At 65.6% G+C, this 15,649-nt stretch carries 11 protein-coding genes; 4 read left to right on the plus strand and 7 right to left on the minus strand.

Annotated elements, in window-relative coordinates:
- Window positions 1–140: 140 nt before the first annotated feature.
- The 5 genes from FM111_RS00490 to murB all read right to left on the minus strand — a co-directional run bounded on the left by FM111_RS00490 (window position 141) and on the right by murB (window position 7,708).
- On the minus strand, window positions 141–3,188 hold the full coding sequence (locus tag FM111_RS00490) for a TonB-dependent receptor domain-containing protein (RefSeq protein WP_256968023.1): 3,048 nt from the start codon (window positions 3,186–3,188) through the stop codon (window positions 141–143).
- Window positions 3,189–3,546: 358 nt separating this feature from the next.
- Window positions 3,547–4,872 (minus strand): cell division protein FtsA, encoded by a 1,326-nt coding sequence (ftsA, locus tag FM111_RS00495; protein ID WP_087138786.1) that lies wholly within the window; start codon window positions 4,870–4,872, stop codon window positions 3,547–3,549.
- Window positions 4,873–4,899: 27 nt separating this feature from the next.
- A complete protein-coding gene (locus tag FM111_RS00500; protein ID WP_087138787.1) occupies window positions 4,900–5,739 on the minus strand; it encodes a cell division protein FtsQ/DivIB in 840 nt (279 codons plus the stop codon).
- A complete protein-coding gene (locus FM111_RS00505) occupies window positions 5,727–6,665 on the minus strand; it encodes a D-alanine--D-alanine ligase (RefSeq protein ID WP_087138788.1) in 939 nt (312 codons plus the stop codon). The genes FM111_RS00500 and FM111_RS00505 overlap by 13 nt, the downstream gene beginning before the upstream one ends.
- A 119-nt stretch (window positions 6,666–6,784) precedes the next feature.
- The gene (gene murB / locus FM111_RS00510; RefSeq protein WP_087138789.1) at window positions 6,785–7,708 is read right to left on the minus strand and encodes a UDP-N-acetylmuramate dehydrogenase; all 924 of its coding nucleotides are present in this window, start codon (window positions 7,706–7,708) and stop codon (window positions 6,785–6,787) included.
- Window positions 7,709–7,746: 38 nt separating this feature from the next.
- Between murB and FM111_RS00515 the strand changes: the two genes are divergently transcribed.
- On the plus strand, window positions 7,747–8,478 hold the full coding sequence (locus FM111_RS00515; RefSeq protein ID WP_143276009.1) for a hypothetical protein: 732 nt from the start codon (window positions 7,747–7,749) through the stop codon (window positions 8,476–8,478).
- 3 nt (window positions 8,479–8,481) lie between these two features.
- Here FM111_RS00515 and murC read toward each other — a convergent pair whose 3' ends face one another.
- Entirely contained in the window at window positions 8,482–9,927 is a 1,446-nt protein-coding gene (murC, locus tag FM111_RS00520) for a UDP-N-acetylmuramate--L-alanine ligase (RefSeq protein ID WP_087138796.1), read from the minus strand.
- A gap of 61 nt (window positions 9,928–9,988) precedes the next feature.
- Window positions 9,989–10,630, minus strand: coding sequence for a type B chloramphenicol O-acetyltransferase (catB, locus tag FM111_RS00525; RefSeq protein WP_087138791.1), 642 nt, complete (start codon window positions 10,628–10,630; stop codon window positions 9,989–9,991).
- 306 nt (window positions 10,631–10,936) lie between these two features.
- On the opposite strand from catB, the gene FM111_RS00530 reads away from it, so the two are divergent.
- From FM111_RS00530 to FM111_RS00540, 3 genes are all read left to right on the plus strand, one after another.
- A complete protein-coding gene (locus FM111_RS00530; protein WP_087138792.1) occupies window positions 10,937–12,016 on the plus strand; it encodes a site-specific DNA-methyltransferase in 1,080 nt (359 codons plus the stop codon).
- A gap of 132 nt (window positions 12,017–12,148) precedes the next feature.
- Window positions 12,149–13,240 carry a glycosyltransferase family 4 protein gene (locus FM111_RS00535; protein WP_087138793.1) on the plus strand — a complete coding sequence of 364 codons (1,092 nt, stop codon included), beginning with the start codon at window positions 12,149–12,151 and terminating at the stop codon, window positions 13,238–13,240.
- Window positions 13,241–13,345: 105 nt separating this feature from the next.
- Window positions 13,346–15,493 carry an amylo-alpha-1,6-glucosidase gene (locus tag FM111_RS00540; protein WP_087138794.1) on the plus strand — a complete coding sequence of 716 codons (2,148 nt, stop codon included), beginning with the start codon at window positions 13,346–13,348 and terminating at the stop codon, window positions 15,491–15,493.
- Window positions 15,494–15,649 lie beyond the last annotated feature (156 nt).

Here is a 15,649-nt window from a genome sequence, read left to right on the forward strand (position 1 = left end):
GTAACTAACCCAAGGACTCTGGTCGCCGCTGGATGAAAACTCAGGGGCACGTCAGCACTCCACCATCCCCGAGCTGAAATTACAAAAAAGAGCGGCGGACATACATCCGCCGCTCCAAAGTCTCTAAATCATCACTTCTATTAGAAAGACTTAGTTAGATTGATGAACGCTGATCGACCCACGTAGTCATAAGCCGACGAAAACGGAAGGTTACCCATTCGGCTAGCATACCCGGCGGTAATGCTGGTGGGATCTTGATTGAATAGGTTCCGAACACCAACCGTCACAGCCCAATCATCCGCACGGTACTGAACCGACGCGCTATGCAGGTAGTAGTCATCGACTTCCGTGTTGATACCGTAGTCGTTGATCAGAGACGGACCATAGCGGTTGGCGTAATACTCTTCATACCCAGCAGCCGAAATCCACTCCACGCCATAGCGAACGCGCCACTTGTCCCAGGTGTAGGTGGCGTCGAAGTTTGCAGAAAACTCCGGCGTACCGATCGTACCCACCTCATCATAAATCGGGTCAGTGTCGAACAAGGTGCTGTAGCGCTCCGTCATCTGCGACACGTTAAGATTGAACAGAGCAGAGCCCGGCCCGATGTCACGACGATAGCGGACGGTGTAATCCAGCCCCTTCACAACGTCCGTCGCCACGTTGACGTAGCTGTCGTGAACGGTCATCCGACCATTGTTGTCACGATCGACAAGCGCGCAGTAGCCCGCATCCGCAGCGAAGTCCGCAGCCGATGACGTATAGCAAAGGTTCAGGATTGCGCCGGCACCGATACGCGACACGCCGTCGTTCACCTCAATCTCATAGTAGTCCACCGCGAAGGACAGATCGCCCCAACCAGACGGCAAGGTCGGCTGGAAAACCGCGCCAATAGTCATGTTGTCCGAGGTTTCCGCCTGCAGACCAGCTTCAGCACCGCCCGACGTAATCACGGTAACGCTGCTGGTCTGAACGAAGGTGTTATCATACCCCTCGGTGGCGCAGTTGGCGACCAAGGCGGCTGGATCTCTCGGCGTCATTTCGCTGCAGGGGTCGTTGCCGCCGCCGATGAAGCCGCTGGTGGCGCCCACAAACTGCTCGAACAGGGCGGGAGCACGGTAGGATGTGCCGTAGGTTCCGCGCAGAGTAAGCCATTCAACGGGCGTCCAGACCAAGCCGAGCTTATAGGTCGTATCATCCCCATAAGACTTGTAGTCGGTGTAGCGGAAGGACGCGTTCAACGTCAGCGACTGAGCCAGGGGCACATTGGCCAGCAGGGGAACATCAACTTCCCCGAACACCTCCCAAACACTGTCCGAACCGCGCGTAATACCCGCCGTCGAGAAGCCGTAGATGTTGCCAGTCTGCATATCCAGGCCCGGCGTGTCATCGATCGAGGCCTCACGCCATTCAGCGCCGACAAAGGCCGAAACCTCGCCTGCAGGCAGCTGGAACAGCGGGCCGTCCAAGCCGATGCTGACCACCTTTTCATCGTACTCCGTGGAGCCCGTAACCGGACGGAACACGTGGTTGTACCAATCCTGCGGGAACTCACCGCCGACCGTCGCCGCCGTCAGGAACGGCGCGGGAATGCAGTTCGGATTAGCGTTGCCGACGTTGGTGCGGCAGGTCACAGTCCCCATCGCTCCGGTCGTACCCAGAATGCCCTGGCGCGTCAGCCCGGCCGGCGTTCCCGCCGGTGCGGCCACAACATCCAGAGAGTCCCGCAGCAGATTGGTGATGACCTGCTCAAACATGTAGGTGGCGTCGGACTTCGAATAGCTGGCGTAAACATCATAACGCCAGTTCGGTACGATAAAATCGCCACGCAGGCCGACAACCTGCTTGAAGAACTCAACTTCTTGAGTGCTGTCATAGAGACCAAACCCAGCGAAGACGCGGACACCGACATCGGCATTAGCTGCCGGACCGGTCAAAGGGCTGGTTTCCGTCGGGCCAGAGAACGTTGCGAACTGAAGTTGCGACGGGATTAGAGGGCTTCCCTTAAGATAATCAAGGGACAACTGACGATAAGCGACAGATGATGAAGAACGGTTGTTGAATAGAGATTCCGCATAAACCTCTGCATTACCTAGAGCTTGAAGATCATAAGCACCCTCAGCGTAAAGAGTTACCGTCTCCACCGGCGAGATCAGCGACTCCTTGAGCATGTCAGGCGTAAAGCTGTCACGGTCGTAGTAGCCCACACCCTCAAAACCCGGGACGCCCGTGGTGACGGAGCCGTTCGGACGCCAGCGCGTGAATGTCGCGCCCGAAGCGCCGAAGCCCGGAACACCCGCCACCCCGGCGAAACGACGGTCGCCATTCGGCGCAGGCGCGATCTCGCGAGTAATGCCCAGAGTATTGATGGTCGCACCACCGCCGTCGATCGTGTAGCACTTCGACTTTCCGGTCCGCGGGTCGATGAAATCATCACCGTTCACATAACCGTCGATGGCGCATCGCGCCCAATCCCGAGCGCCCAGCGTGAGTTCCTGACGGTTGTGATACTCAGCTGAACCCGCGACATGCCAACGGTCGCCAGTCGCGCCAGCCACGATCGAGAAGCGCGATTGCTGACCTTCGTTGTCCGCATCGGTAGGCGCATTGAACTGCCCCTCAATGGTGATGCCTTCGATATTGTTGCGGGTGATAATGTTCACCACGCCGGCCACAGCGTCGGAGCCGTAAATCGAAGACGCGCCGTCTTTCAGAACCTCAATACGCTCGATCATCGCGGTCGGCAGGACGTTCAAGTCAGCCGAGCCGACAGAACCACGCGAACCAGCCGGAGCCAGACGGCGGCCATTCAGAAGCAGCAGGGTCCGGGTCGCCCCCAGACCGCGCAGCGACAACGTGTTGGCGCCAGGGCCGCCATTGGTGACGAAACCCGCATAGGCGTTGTTGATCTGCTCGGTGCCCCCGGTGATCGCAGTGCCTTGCAGCACTTCCGTGGTCGAGTTGAAGCCTGCGAGAGTGGTTTCTTCACGCGTGACGACCTGAACAGGCGACGGCGAATTATAGTTGTCGCGACGAATGCGCGACCCCACCACCACGACTTCCTCAACCGTGGTCGGCTGGCCCGACGCGGCCGATTGATCATCTTCTTGTTGCGACTGCGCGGAAGCTGCAGCAGGCGTTACCGCCATCATGCCGACGGCCAAACCCGCGACAATCGTCGAGCTCAAAAGACGCTCTTTATTCCTAATATTCACGATCAACTCCCCCAACTGGGGAAATTAAACGTGCCGAAACACATTCGACACTGAAGCTCTCCAACCTAACGAGGAATTCAGGCCACTCAAGAAGAACGGCGCAATGCCAACACATTTATGTCGAAAGAGTCACAATCAAGCCACAGACAGCCTTCAATCCAAATATATCTTACTGAAATATAAGGATATTTATTATCGCCTACCCCAACCGAAAGGCGTCCAAAATTCGACGCCACGGCAAATCTAACGCGCCCTAGGGGGCGCGCACAGAATGCAGCAAGTCCCAGTACCTAAGCGGCAACACGCCGTCTAAGAGTGAAGCGGCAAACCCTTACAGGTTGTCCCGCAGCCAGCCCGCTGCGCGGGCGACCATGCCGCCGCGATGCACCTTGGGCGCGTCGGCGGCGGTGATCTGGCGGGACATCAGCTTGCGGGCGGAGACCGCCTCGCGCGGGCCATAGGCCGCGCGGAGCAGGACGCCGGCGGCCGAGCAGAAGGCCGGGCCGGCCGCAGCATCGGCCAGGTGGGGCGCGCGTTGCGGACGGCCCAGGCGGACCGGGCGGTCGAAGACGCGCACGGCCAGTTCGCGCACGCCGTTCAACTGGCTGGCGCCACCGGTGAGGACGAGGCCTGCGCCGGGCTCGAGGCCCATGCCGGCGTGTTTCAGGCGGTCGCGCAGCAGCTCCAGCGTCTCTTCCACGCGCGGGGCGATGACGGTTTTCAGCATGGCGCGCGGGACGATGACGGGGCCAGCCGAGGCGTCTTCGCCGCGCGGCGGGGCTTCCAGCATTTCGCGGTCTTCATTGGCCGACGCCATTGCCGATCCGTGCAGGGTCTTCAGACGCTCGGCGCCGACGCGCGAGGTCGACAGGCCGCGCGCGATGTCGGCGGTCACATGGTCGCCGCCGACGTTCAGGCTTTCGATATGCAGCAGGGAGCGCCCGCCCCAGACCGCCGCCGAGGTCGAGCCGCCGCCCATGTCGATGCACAGGGCGCCCAGTTCCATCTCATCCTCTTCCAGCGCGGCGAGGGAGGAGACGACCGGCGCAGCGGCCACGCCCTGAAGGTCCAGGTGGGCCAGCTCGAGGCAGTGGCTGAGGGCGTTGAACGATCCCTCGGACATGGAAACGACCAGCAGGTCCAACCCCAGCGAGCCGCCGCGCATCGAGCGCGGGTCGTGGACGCCGCGCGCGCCGTCCACCGACCAGGCGATGGGCAGGACGTGGATCGGACGACGGTTGGGCAGGCGGATCTGGGCCAGGGCCATGCCGATGGCGCGGGCCAGATCGGCGTCGCTGATCGGGTGAGAGCCGAGCGAGACGCGCGCCTGCACCCGGTGGCTGGCCATCTGGCCGATAGCCGTGGTGACGACGACGCCGGAGACGGGGGCGCCCGCCGCGCGCTCGGCGCGTTCGACGGCGTGGCCGATGGCCTGAGCCGTCTCGTCCATGTTGACGATGGCCCCGCCCTTGACGCCGCGCGACTGGACGTGGCCCGCCCCGGCGACGCGGATGGTGCGGTCGGCGTGGCGCACGCCGTCCGGCTTCATGATGAAGCAGGCGACCTTGGCCTGGCCGAGATCGAGCGCGGCCACGACCGGCGCGCGCGGCGCGCCCCTGCCCTGTTCCGGCTTGATGTCTCGGCTGCGTCCAACCATGGGGTCGTGTCCTTGAGGGTCAGATAGTCAAACAGCGCCTTCGGAAGGGCGGACGGCCACTTCTTCCGGCGTGCGAAGGTCGATACGGGCGAAGCCCAGGTCCAGCAGGCGTTCGCGCTGATCCAGGGCGTCGAGGCGGATAAGGGCGGATTCCTGATCCACGGCAGGCAGCTGGATCAGGGCGCCGTCCTTGAGACGCAGATCCCAGCGGCGCTCGTCCACGCGGACCAGGGCGTCGATCTTGGCCATCAGGCGCGGGCGCTGGGCCAGCAGAGGCAGCACGTCGGAGGCGGCCTGATCGGCGCCCTTGCCCACCACTAGCGGCAGACGCGGATAACGGCCCGCGTCGGCGCCGGGAATCACGATGCCCTGGGCGTCGATGACGTGGGCCTTGCCCCCCACCTGCCAGACGGCGAGACGGTCGTGTTCCTTGACGTCCACGATCAGGGTGTCGGGCAGCAGGCGCACCACGCGCGCCTCCTTGACCCAGCCGACGGTCTGAACCCGGTCACGCACAGCGGCGAGGTCCAGGCTGACGATGGGCTGATCGGCATGGACGCCGACGGCGGCGCGCACGGCCGCGGCGGCCTCGGGCGAGGCGCCGGTGACGTGGATCTGGCGCACCTTCAGCCCCATGCCGGTCGTGACCGAGTCAAAGCGTTCGGAGACGGCGGTGGAGATGCGCTCGGCCCGCGCGCCCGTGGCCAGCACGGCCGCCAGTATGCCGACGCCGACCACCAGGGTCGCCGCCACGACGCGCGGCGACATGTCCAGACGGCCGATCTCGGCCGCGCGGCCGGACGGAGCGCCGCGCGCGCCGCCCTTGCCCGAAGACTGTCGCCGACCGCCGCGCACTACCGCGGGCATGAGGCGTCCTCCACCATCCAACGAACCAGTTCGCGATAATCCATACCGACAAAGGCCGCCTGCTCGGGAACGAGCGAGGTCGGGGTCATGCCGGGCTGGGTGTTCACCTCCAACAGAACGAGAACGTCGTTAACATCGTCATAACGGAAGTCGGCGCGAGAGACGCCTCGGCACCCCATGGCCGCGTGGGCCAGCTCGGCCTGACGTAAAGCCTTGTCAAAAACGTGCGGCGGCAGCTCGGCAGGCAGGACATGGCGCGATCCGCCGGGCGCGTATTTGGCCTCGTAGTCGTAGAAACCCTTGGTCGGGGTGATGTCGGTGATGGTCAGGGCGCGCGGGCCGGTCGCCTCGCCGATCACGCTGACCGCCAGTTCCTTGCCGGGAATGAAGGGCTCGACCATGACCTGATCGCCATAGGTCCAGTCGTCGGCGCCGACCTCGGCCACTGGACGGTTGGCACCCTCGCGCACCAGGAAGACGCCGACGGAGGAGCCTTCGGCGTTCGGCTTGACCACATAGGGCGGGTCGATGACGTGGCGCGACGCCACCTCATGCCGGTCGAACAGGCCGCCGCCGGGCACGATGACGCCGGCCGCCTGCAACACGGCCTTGGACTTGTCCTTGTCCATCGCCAGGGCCGAGGCCAGGACGCCGGAGTGGGTGTAGGGAATCTTCAGCGTCTCGAGGATGCCCTGGACGCAACCGTCCTCGCCCCATTTGCCGTGCAGGGCGTTGAAGACGACATCGGGCTTCAGCGCCGTCAACACCTGAGCCAGATCGCGTCCGGCGTCGACCCGCGTGACCTTGCCGACCTGTCCCTCAAGCGCATCGGCGCAGCCGCGGCCCGAGGACAGCGAGACTTCGCGTTCCGACGACAGACCGCCCATCAGGACAGCGACATGGAGGGTGTTCAGGGGCGTACGCATGGCGACATCCGAAGACTAGCCCACCCCTATGCCCTGAATACGGTTAACCGGTTGGAAACGATACGGGGTCGTGGAAGGAAATTCGTCATCCTCTTCCTTCTCCCTCAAGGGGAGAAGGATTAAGGACGCCCGATCCGCTTGATCTCCCAGTTCAGCTGCACGCCGGTCTTCGCCAGCACATCGGCGCGGACGGCTTCGCCCAAACCCTCGATGTCGGCGGCGGTCGCCTCGCCGGGGTTGATCATAAAGTTGGAGTGCAGCTCGCTGAACTTGGCGCCGCCGCCCCCATGCGGTGCAGGCTCGGCGTGCAACTTGCCGCGCCAGCCCGCCTCATCGACCAGTTTCCATGAGGAATGGCCTTCCGGGTTCTTGAAGGTCGAGCCGCCGGTCTTTTCACGGATCGGCTGGGTCTTCTCTCGACGCGCGGTGATCTCGCTGATCCGGGCGGCGACGGCCTCGGACGCGTCGGGCGTTCCGCGATAAGTCGCCTCGATCCAGATGATGTCCGCCGGAGCGTTGGAATGGCGGTAGGTGTAGCCGAAGTCGGCCAGGGCCAGCTCGACCCGCTCGCCCTTGCGGTTCAGGCCCCAGGCCGAAACCAACACGTCCTTGGTTTCCGAGCCATAGCAGCCCGCATTCATCGTCAGGGCGCCGCCGATCGAGCCGGGAATGCCCGCATAGAACTCAAGCCCGGCGATGCCCGCCTTGGCCGAGGCGCGCGCCACCATGCTGTCCAGGGCGCCGGCGCCCGCCGTGACCATGACGCCATCGGTCGTCACCTGGCCCCAGGCGCGGCCCGCCAGACGGATCACGACGCCCTCGACCCCGCCGTCGCGCACGATCAGATTGGACCCGACGCCGATCACCGTCACCGGCACATCCTCGGGCAGGGCCTTGAGGAAGTCGGCCAGATCATCGGCGTCGGCCGGAATGAACAGGGCGTCCGCCGCCCCGCCCACGCGAAACCAGGTGTAGGGGCCCAGCGGCTCGTTCAGCAGCAGCTTGCCGCGCACATCAGGAAGAGCTTCAGTCCAGGTCGTCATTCAAATCTCATGCACGTTCAATGTGCGATAAAGCTGCGATGCCCCGATCCACCCCCGCACGCAAGAGCAAGCGCCTTCTGCCGACGCTTCGGGAGCCGTTGCGATCCATTCTGCTGATCCTCGTCATCACGCCGCCCAGCGTGTTCGGCCTCGGCGCCGTCTGCATAGGCCTGCTGTTCGCCGCCGAGGCTGTCGGGCGCGACCTGACGTTCGAACAGTCGTTGAACGGCGTGCTGACGGTCCTGATGGCCCTGGTCTTTTTGCCGCTGGCCCACGCCGGGAACTATCGCTGGTTCTGGCACATCGAAAAACGACGCATGGCGGGCGACTTCATGCGCGGCGCGGCGATCCCTGACGCCTTTTCAGAACCGACCGAACCGCCGCCCGTCGCGCCGGTCAGCCTTGGACAGCGAGCCTTTTACGTCCTGCTCTATCTGGCCGCGATTAGCCTTCTGCTCTTCGTCTACCTGCCGCTCGGCCATCAGGCGATCATACAGGAGTTCATCGGCCGGTATAGCGCGAGGCGAGCCTCGGCCGGGTCGCTGGCGGCCCTGCTGACGGCCTGGCTGCCGCTGCTGGGCGGCATGGCGGTCGTCATGCTGCTCCTGGAAGGCGACATGAAGAAGATTCGCGCAGACCTGCTGGACCCAACCGAAACCCTGAGGCTTCAGGCCCGCGTCGAATGGCTCGGCGCCTTTGTCACGGCCTTCGCCATGACCAGCCTGTTCTGCTTCTTCATCGGCAGCATGATCGGCCGCTACCTGGGCTGACCCTCAGCCCAGCGCCTCCAGCTGCGCCGGCAGGGCGTAGGCCCAGCTGGTGATGTCGCCGGCGCCCAGAAGAACCACCAGGTCGCCCGGCTTGGCCTCGTCCTTGATGACGCGCGGCAGGACGGCCGCGTTCTCCAGCGCGGCGACGTGGCGGTGGCCGTAGCGGCGGACGCCCTCGACCAGGGCGTGCTTGTCGACGCCCTCGATCGGTTGCTCGCCCGCCGGATAGACGTCGGCGACCAGCACGCTGTCCGCGTCCGAGAAGCAGGTGGAGAAGTCCTCCATCAGATCGCGCAGTCGGGTGTAGCGGTGCGGCTGGACCACGGCGATGACGCGGCCGGTGTTGTCCGCGTTCTGGACCACCTGGCGGGCGGCCTTCAGCACGGCGGCGATCTCGACCGGATGGTGGCCATAGTCGTCGATGACGCGCACGCCGTGGGCCACGCCCGTGGTGGTGAAGCGGCGCTTGACCCCGCCGAAGCCGGCCAGGCCCGTGCGGATGGCGTCGTCGTCCACGCCGATCTCGCGCGCCACGGCGATAGCGGCCAGGGCGTTGGAGACGTTGTGCCAGCCCGCCATCGGCAGGTGCAGGTTCTCGATGCGCGCGGGCTCGCCCAGGGCGGCCATGCCCTGCCCCTGGATCACCACGTCGAAGCGTGATCCGTCCGGGTCCATGCGCACATTGTCGGCGCGGACCATAGCCTGCGGATTGAGGCCATAGGTGACCAGACGGCGGTTATCGATCTGGGCCGCCAGCTTCTGCACCTCGGGGTGATCCAGACAGACCACGCCGAAGCCGTAGAAGGGAATGTCTTCGATGAAGTCGCCGAACGCCTTCTTCACCGCGTCGAAATCGCCGTAGTGGTCCAGGTGCTCCGGGTCGATGTTGGTGATGATCGCGACCGTGCACTTCAGGCGCAGGAAGGAGCCGTCGCTCTCGTCCGCCTCGACGACCATCCAGTCGCCCTCGCCGACCTTGGCGTTGGTGCCGTAGGCGTTGATGATGCCGCCGTTGACCACCGTCGGATCCAGCGATCCGGCGTCCAGCAGGGCCGCGACCATGGAGGTCGTCGTCGTCTTGCCGTGAGTGCCGCCGACGCCGATCGAGAATTGCAGCCGCATCAGCTCGGCCAGCATCTCGGCCCGGCGCACCAGAGGGATGCGGCGTTCTCGGGCCACCGTCAGCTCGGGGTTGGTCGCCTTGACCGCCGTGGAATAGACCACCGCCGAGACGCCCTCCGTCACATGGGCGGCGTCGTGGCCGATATAGATACGGGCGCCCAGCTTCTCCAGCCGCTCGGTGTTGGCGCTGGCCTTGGCGTCCGAGCCCTGCACCTGATAGCCGATCTTCAGCATGATCTCGGCGATGCCGCTCATGCCGATGCCGCCGATGCCGACGAAGTGGACAGGCCCGAGGGCGAACGGAACGGGGCGAAGACGACGGATCATCTTCGCCCCATAGCTCAAACAGGATGCGATTTGCACCATACCTTCGCCGGGATGAGCGGGTTTATGCCGCCTGGACCTCAGCCCATTCGCGCCAGAAGGCGTGTAGGGCCGCGATGTCGCCGCTGCACAGCAGGGGCATGGCCTCGCCCAGCCGGGCGTCGTCCCAGTCCCACCACTTCATCTCCAACAGCATGGCGATGCTGCCGTCGTCGAACCGCTTGCGGATGACCTTGGCCGGATTGCCGCCGACGATGGCGTAGGGCTCGACGTCGCGCGTCACCAGCGCCCGCGTGCCGATCACGGCGCCGTCGCCAACCTTCACGCCCGGCATGATGATCGCCTCGCTGCCGATCCAGACGTCGTTGCCGATGACCGTGTCGCCCGCCGGTTGGAAGGCGTCGACCGACCCGGCGAAATGCGGAACCTCGGGCATGTAGAAGAAGGGGAAGGAACTGGCCCAGTCGTTCCGGTGCCCCTGATTGCCGGCCATGATGAAGGCGGAGCCGCTGCCGATCGAGCAGAAGGCGCCGATGATCAGCCGATCCACGCCCGGTTCGGTCATCAGATAGCGGGCGCAGTCGTCAAAGCCGTGGCCGTGATACCAGCCGGAATAATAGCTGTAGCGCCCGACGATGATGTTCGGATTGATCGCCAGATCGGACAGCAGTCGCCCCTTGAACGGGCTTTCGAAAACCTGAGTCATGGAAATCTCTATGTGCGCGGCCGCAGCCGGTCAGCGCCGGGCGGCCTTGGAATTTTTATCGAAGAGTATGAAGCGCGCAGCCTGAATGCGCCGGGCGAAACCGGCTCGCACAGGGTGCGCCGCTCGGGGGCGTCAAGCCCGCACGGACGCTATCAGCAAGGTCTGACCGCCATTTCCATGCGGCGATTATGGCCCCGTTTCGCCGCAACGCAATCAACGCAATCGCCGACGCGTGAATCTTGGTTACTCCGCCTTAACCGTAAGGATTCACCATAAGCGCCTAATCCGTCTAGGGGCCGCCTTTCCATGTCCGAGTTGAAGACCGACGTCATCCTGCGTGGCGACTGCATCGAGGTGCTGAAGGGCCTGCCGGACAAGTCGGTGGATATGGTTTTCGCCGACCCGCCCTATAATCTGCAGCTGGGCGGCGACCTGCTGCGTCCCGACAACTCCAAGGTCGATGCGGTCGACGACGACTGGGACAAGTTCGACAGCTTCGCCGCCTATGACGCCTTCACCCGCGCCTGGCTGGGCGAGTGCCGCCGGGTGCTGAAGGATGAGGGCTCGCTCTGGGTCATCGGCAGCTATCACAACATCTTCCGCCTAGGCGCGGCGATGCAGGACCTGGGCTTCTGGGTGCTGAACGACATCATCTGGCGCAAGTCCAACCCGATGCCGAACTTCAAGGGCACGCGCTTCACCAACGCCCATGAGACGCTGATCTGGGCCGCCAAGTCGCGCGAGCAGAAGCGCTACACCTTCAACTACGACGCGCTGAAGGCCTTCAACGAAGACACCCAGATGCGCTCGGACTGGACCCTGGCCCTGTGCACCGGCGGCGAGCGCCTGAAGGACGAGAACGGCGACAAGGCCCACCCGACCCAGAAGCCCGAAGCCCTGCTGCACCGCGTGCTGCTGTCGGCCAGCCGCGTCGGCGACGTGGTGCTGGACCCCTTCTTCGGCACCGGCACCACGGGCGCGGCGGCCAAACGTCTGGGCCGTCACTTCATCGGCATCGAACGCGACGAGACCTACGCCAAACTGGCCGAGAAGCGCATCAAGGCGGTCATCCCCGCCGCGCCGGAAGACCTGGTCGTCACCGGCTCCAAGAAGGCCGAGCCCAAGGTGCCGTTCGGCGCCCTGGTCGAGGCCGGGCTGCTGGCGCCGGGCGACAAGCTCTACTGCCCCAAGGGCGATCATGAAGCCCGCGTCCGCGCCGACGGCTCGCTGGTGTCCGGCGCCCTGACCGGCTCGATCCACAAGCTGGGCGCCCTCTTGGAAAACGCCCCGGCGTGCAACGGCTGGACCTACTGGCGCTTCAAGACGGATACGGGCCTGCGTCCCATCGACGCCCTGCGCGCCGAAATCCGGGCGGGAATGCAGTAAGGCGGCCGCTTCCGACCGCCGCATAACCTACAGGCGGCGTTGAAGAATATCGTTCCAGCAACGCTGGAACCCGGCGATCCTGCGCGGATTGAGGTTTTGGCGCCGCGTCTTCACGCGACGCAGGAGCCTGCCATGAAGATCGCCCAAGTCACGCCCTTGTACGAGGCCGTGCCGCCCCGGCTTTACGGCGGCACGGAGCGCGTGGTCGCCCACCTGACCGACGCCCTGGTCGAACTGGGGCACGAGGTCACCCTGTTCGCCAGCGCCGACGCGCGCACGCGCGCCCGTCTGATCCCGGTCAGAGACCAGGCCATCCGTCTGGACCCCGCCGCACTAAAGTCCGATCTGGCCGCCCACATGAACCAGTTGGCGGAGGTGCTGGACCGTGCCGACCGCTTCGACGTCATCCACTTCCACACCGACATGATCCACTTCCCCTTCTTCGAGGGGTGGGCGGACAAGACGGTGACGACCCTGCATGGGCGGCTGGACCTGAAGGATCTCGCCCCGATCTACGACCGCTGGACCGAATACGGCCTGGTGTCGATCTCGGACGATCAGCGCCGCCCCCTGCCCCACGCCAACTGGCGGGCGACCGTCCATCACGGCATCCCGGGCGATCTTTACCGCTTCTCGCCCCGGTCGCAGGGTTATCTCGCCTTCCTGGGCCGCATCTCGCCCGAGAAGCGGCCCGACCGCGCCATCGAGATCGCGACCCGGCTGAACAAGCCCCTGAAGATCGCGGCCAAGATCGACGCCGCCGACCGCACCTATTGGGAGACGGAAATCGAACCCCTGGTGCGCGGCAATCCCCTGGTCGAGTTCGTCGGCGAGATCGGCGACGATCAGAAGTCCGCCTTCCTGGGCGGGGCCGAGGCCCTGCTGTTCCCCATCGACTGGCCCGAGCCGTTCGGCCTGGTGATGATCGAGGCCATGGCCTGCGGCACGCCCGTCGTGGCCTTCGCCTGCGGCTCGACGCCCGAGATCATCGAGGACGGGGCCACCGGCTTCCTGGTCTCGACCATGGACGAGGCGGTCGCCGCCGCCGCGCAGGCGCACCGGCTGGACCGGGAAGCGATCCGCGCGCGGTTCGACCTGCGCTTCTCGGCCACGGCGATGGCGCGGCGATACCTGGACGTCTACGCCGATCTTCTGGCGCAGCGGCCGTTCGCGGCGCCTATGCGGACGATCGAGGAGGAGCGCAGCTTCGCCGCCCTAGTCTGACCCTCCCGACCCGACGACGAACACCGTTTTCATCTGAACTGAACCGCGCCCCGGCCGTTGACTTCTGAACCTAGCCGGGGGGACGAACCGCAAGCGGAGACGCTTATGGACGACGCCTATTCGGTCCAGGCCACGGCCGCCGACACCAATGACCAGGACGGGCTCGAAACCCTGATGGCGCTGAAGGACGGCGACGCCTTCCTGGTCGCCGATCACTGGGGAGACGTGAAGGCGGGCGCCGACGGCCTGTTCGAGCGGGACACGCGGCTGCTGTCCCGTTTCGTCCTGGCGGTCGGGCGGACGCGGCCGTCTCGGCTCAGCTCGGGCGTGACCAAGGACAACGTCTTTTTCACCTGCCACTCGACCAACCGGCCCTTGCCGCCGATGGGCGGGCGCTCGGCCCCGGCGGGCGTGCTGCATCTGGAGCGGCGGCGCTTCCTGTGGGACCGGCGGCTGTTCGAGCGCGTGCGGATGGTCAATCACGGCGTCGAGGACATCCTGCTGCCGCTGACGTTCGAGTTCGATGCGGACTTCGCCGACATCTTCCAGGTGCGCGGCACGGCGCGGCTCCAGCACGGTGAAATCCATCCGCCGGTGATCGACGGGCGGCGCGTGACCTTCAGCTACACCGGGCTGGACGGGGTGACGCGCACCAGTTGCCTGGCCTTTTCCGAACCGCCCGCCCGTCTCAGCGCCAACCGGGCCGAGTTCATGTTCAGCCTGCCGCGCGGCCGCAGCCTGGACCTGTTCGTCGAGTGCGGCCTGGACGCCTGCGAGCAGCCGGACGAGGCGCGCTGGCGCTGGCACGCCATCCTGGCGCGGCTGGCCATGCGGCGACGGCTGCGGCGCGGCGCCATCGTCGAGGGCGGGCGCAACCAGGGCTTCAACGATTGGCTGCGGCAATCGCGGGCCGACATCGCCCTGCTTGTCACCGACCTGCCGACCGGCCCCTACCCTTACGCCGGGACGCCCTGGTTCTCGACCCCGTTCGGGCGCGATGGGATCATCACCTCCTGGCAGATGCTGTGGATCGACCCCGGCCTGGCCAAGGGGGTGCTGACCTATCTGGCCTCGCGTCAGGCGACCGAAAGCAACGCCTTCATGGACTCCGCCCCCGGCAAGATCATGCACGAGACGCGCGGCGGCGAGATGAGCGTCCTGGGCGAGGTGCCCTTCGGCCTCTACTACGGCGGGGTCGACACCACCTGCCTGTTCATCGCCCTGGCCGGCGCCTACGCCAAACGCACCAACGACTATCGGACCATCCGCGCCCTGTGGCCCAACCTGATCGCGGCGGCGGGGTGGATACGCGACTATGGCGACAGCAACGGCGACGGCCTGATCGACTACGCCCGCGCGGCGGACACGGGCCTGTCGAACCAGGGCTGGAAGGACTCTGAAGACTCCATCTTCCACGCCGACGGCCGCTTTCCCAAGGGGCCGGTCGCCCTGCTGGAGGTCCAGGGCTACGCCTTCGCCGCCTGGAAGGCCCTGGCCGAGATGGGCGCGGTGCTGGGCGACGGCCGCGCCCTCGAATGGGCCGCGCGGTCCGAGGCGCTGCGCGCCCTGGTCGAGGACCGCTACTGGATGGAGGACGAGGGTTTCTACGCCATCGCCCTGGACGGCGACGGGGAACAGTGCCGCGCCGTCGCCTCCAATGCCGGGCACCTGCTGTTCACCGGCCTGCCCTCGCATGAGCGGGCGCGGCGGGTGACGCGGCGGATGCTGACGGCCGAGTTCCGCTCGGGATGGGGCCTGCGAACCCTGGCCAAGGGACAGGCCCGCTACAATCCGATGAGCTATCACAACGGCTCGGTCTGGCCGCACGATACGGCCCTGGCGGCGGCGGGCATGGCCCGCTACGGCGAGCGGCGGGCCGTCGCCATGCTGCTGGGCGAGATCTACGGCTCGGCCGCCCATTTCCAGATGCGCCTGCCCGAACTGTTCTGCGGCTTCGTGCGCGAGACCGGCGAGCCGCCCATCGCCTATCCGGTCGCCTGCCTGCCACAGGCCTGGGCGGCGGGTTCGGTCTTCCTGATGATGCAATCGGTCCTGGGCCTGAGCATCGACGCCGCCGAGGGCCTGGTCGAGGTCAACAATCCCGCCCTGCCCGCCGGGCTGGATCGGCTGTCGATCACGCGGCTGAAGGTCGGCGACGGGGTGATCGACCTGCACTTCCAGCGCCTGAACGGCCACGTCGTGGTCATGCCGCGCGAGCGCAGCGGCGCGGTGAACCTGAGAGCGACAGGCTAGGCTTCGTGGAAACGGCCATCCCCCCTTTTCCGCCCGTGCTAGACTGCCCTTCCAACAGGGGAGATTTCAGAAGATTCAGACGAATTGGACTCTGTTTTTTCTCCTTCTCCCCTTGAGGGAGAAGGTGGGCGCCGGAGGCGCTCGGATGAGGGGTGT

The organism is Brevundimonas diminuta 3F5N (assembly GCF_900163625.1).
GTDB lineage: Bacteria > Pseudomonadota > Alphaproteobacteria > Caulobacterales > Caulobacteraceae > Brevundimonas > Brevundimonas diminuta_A.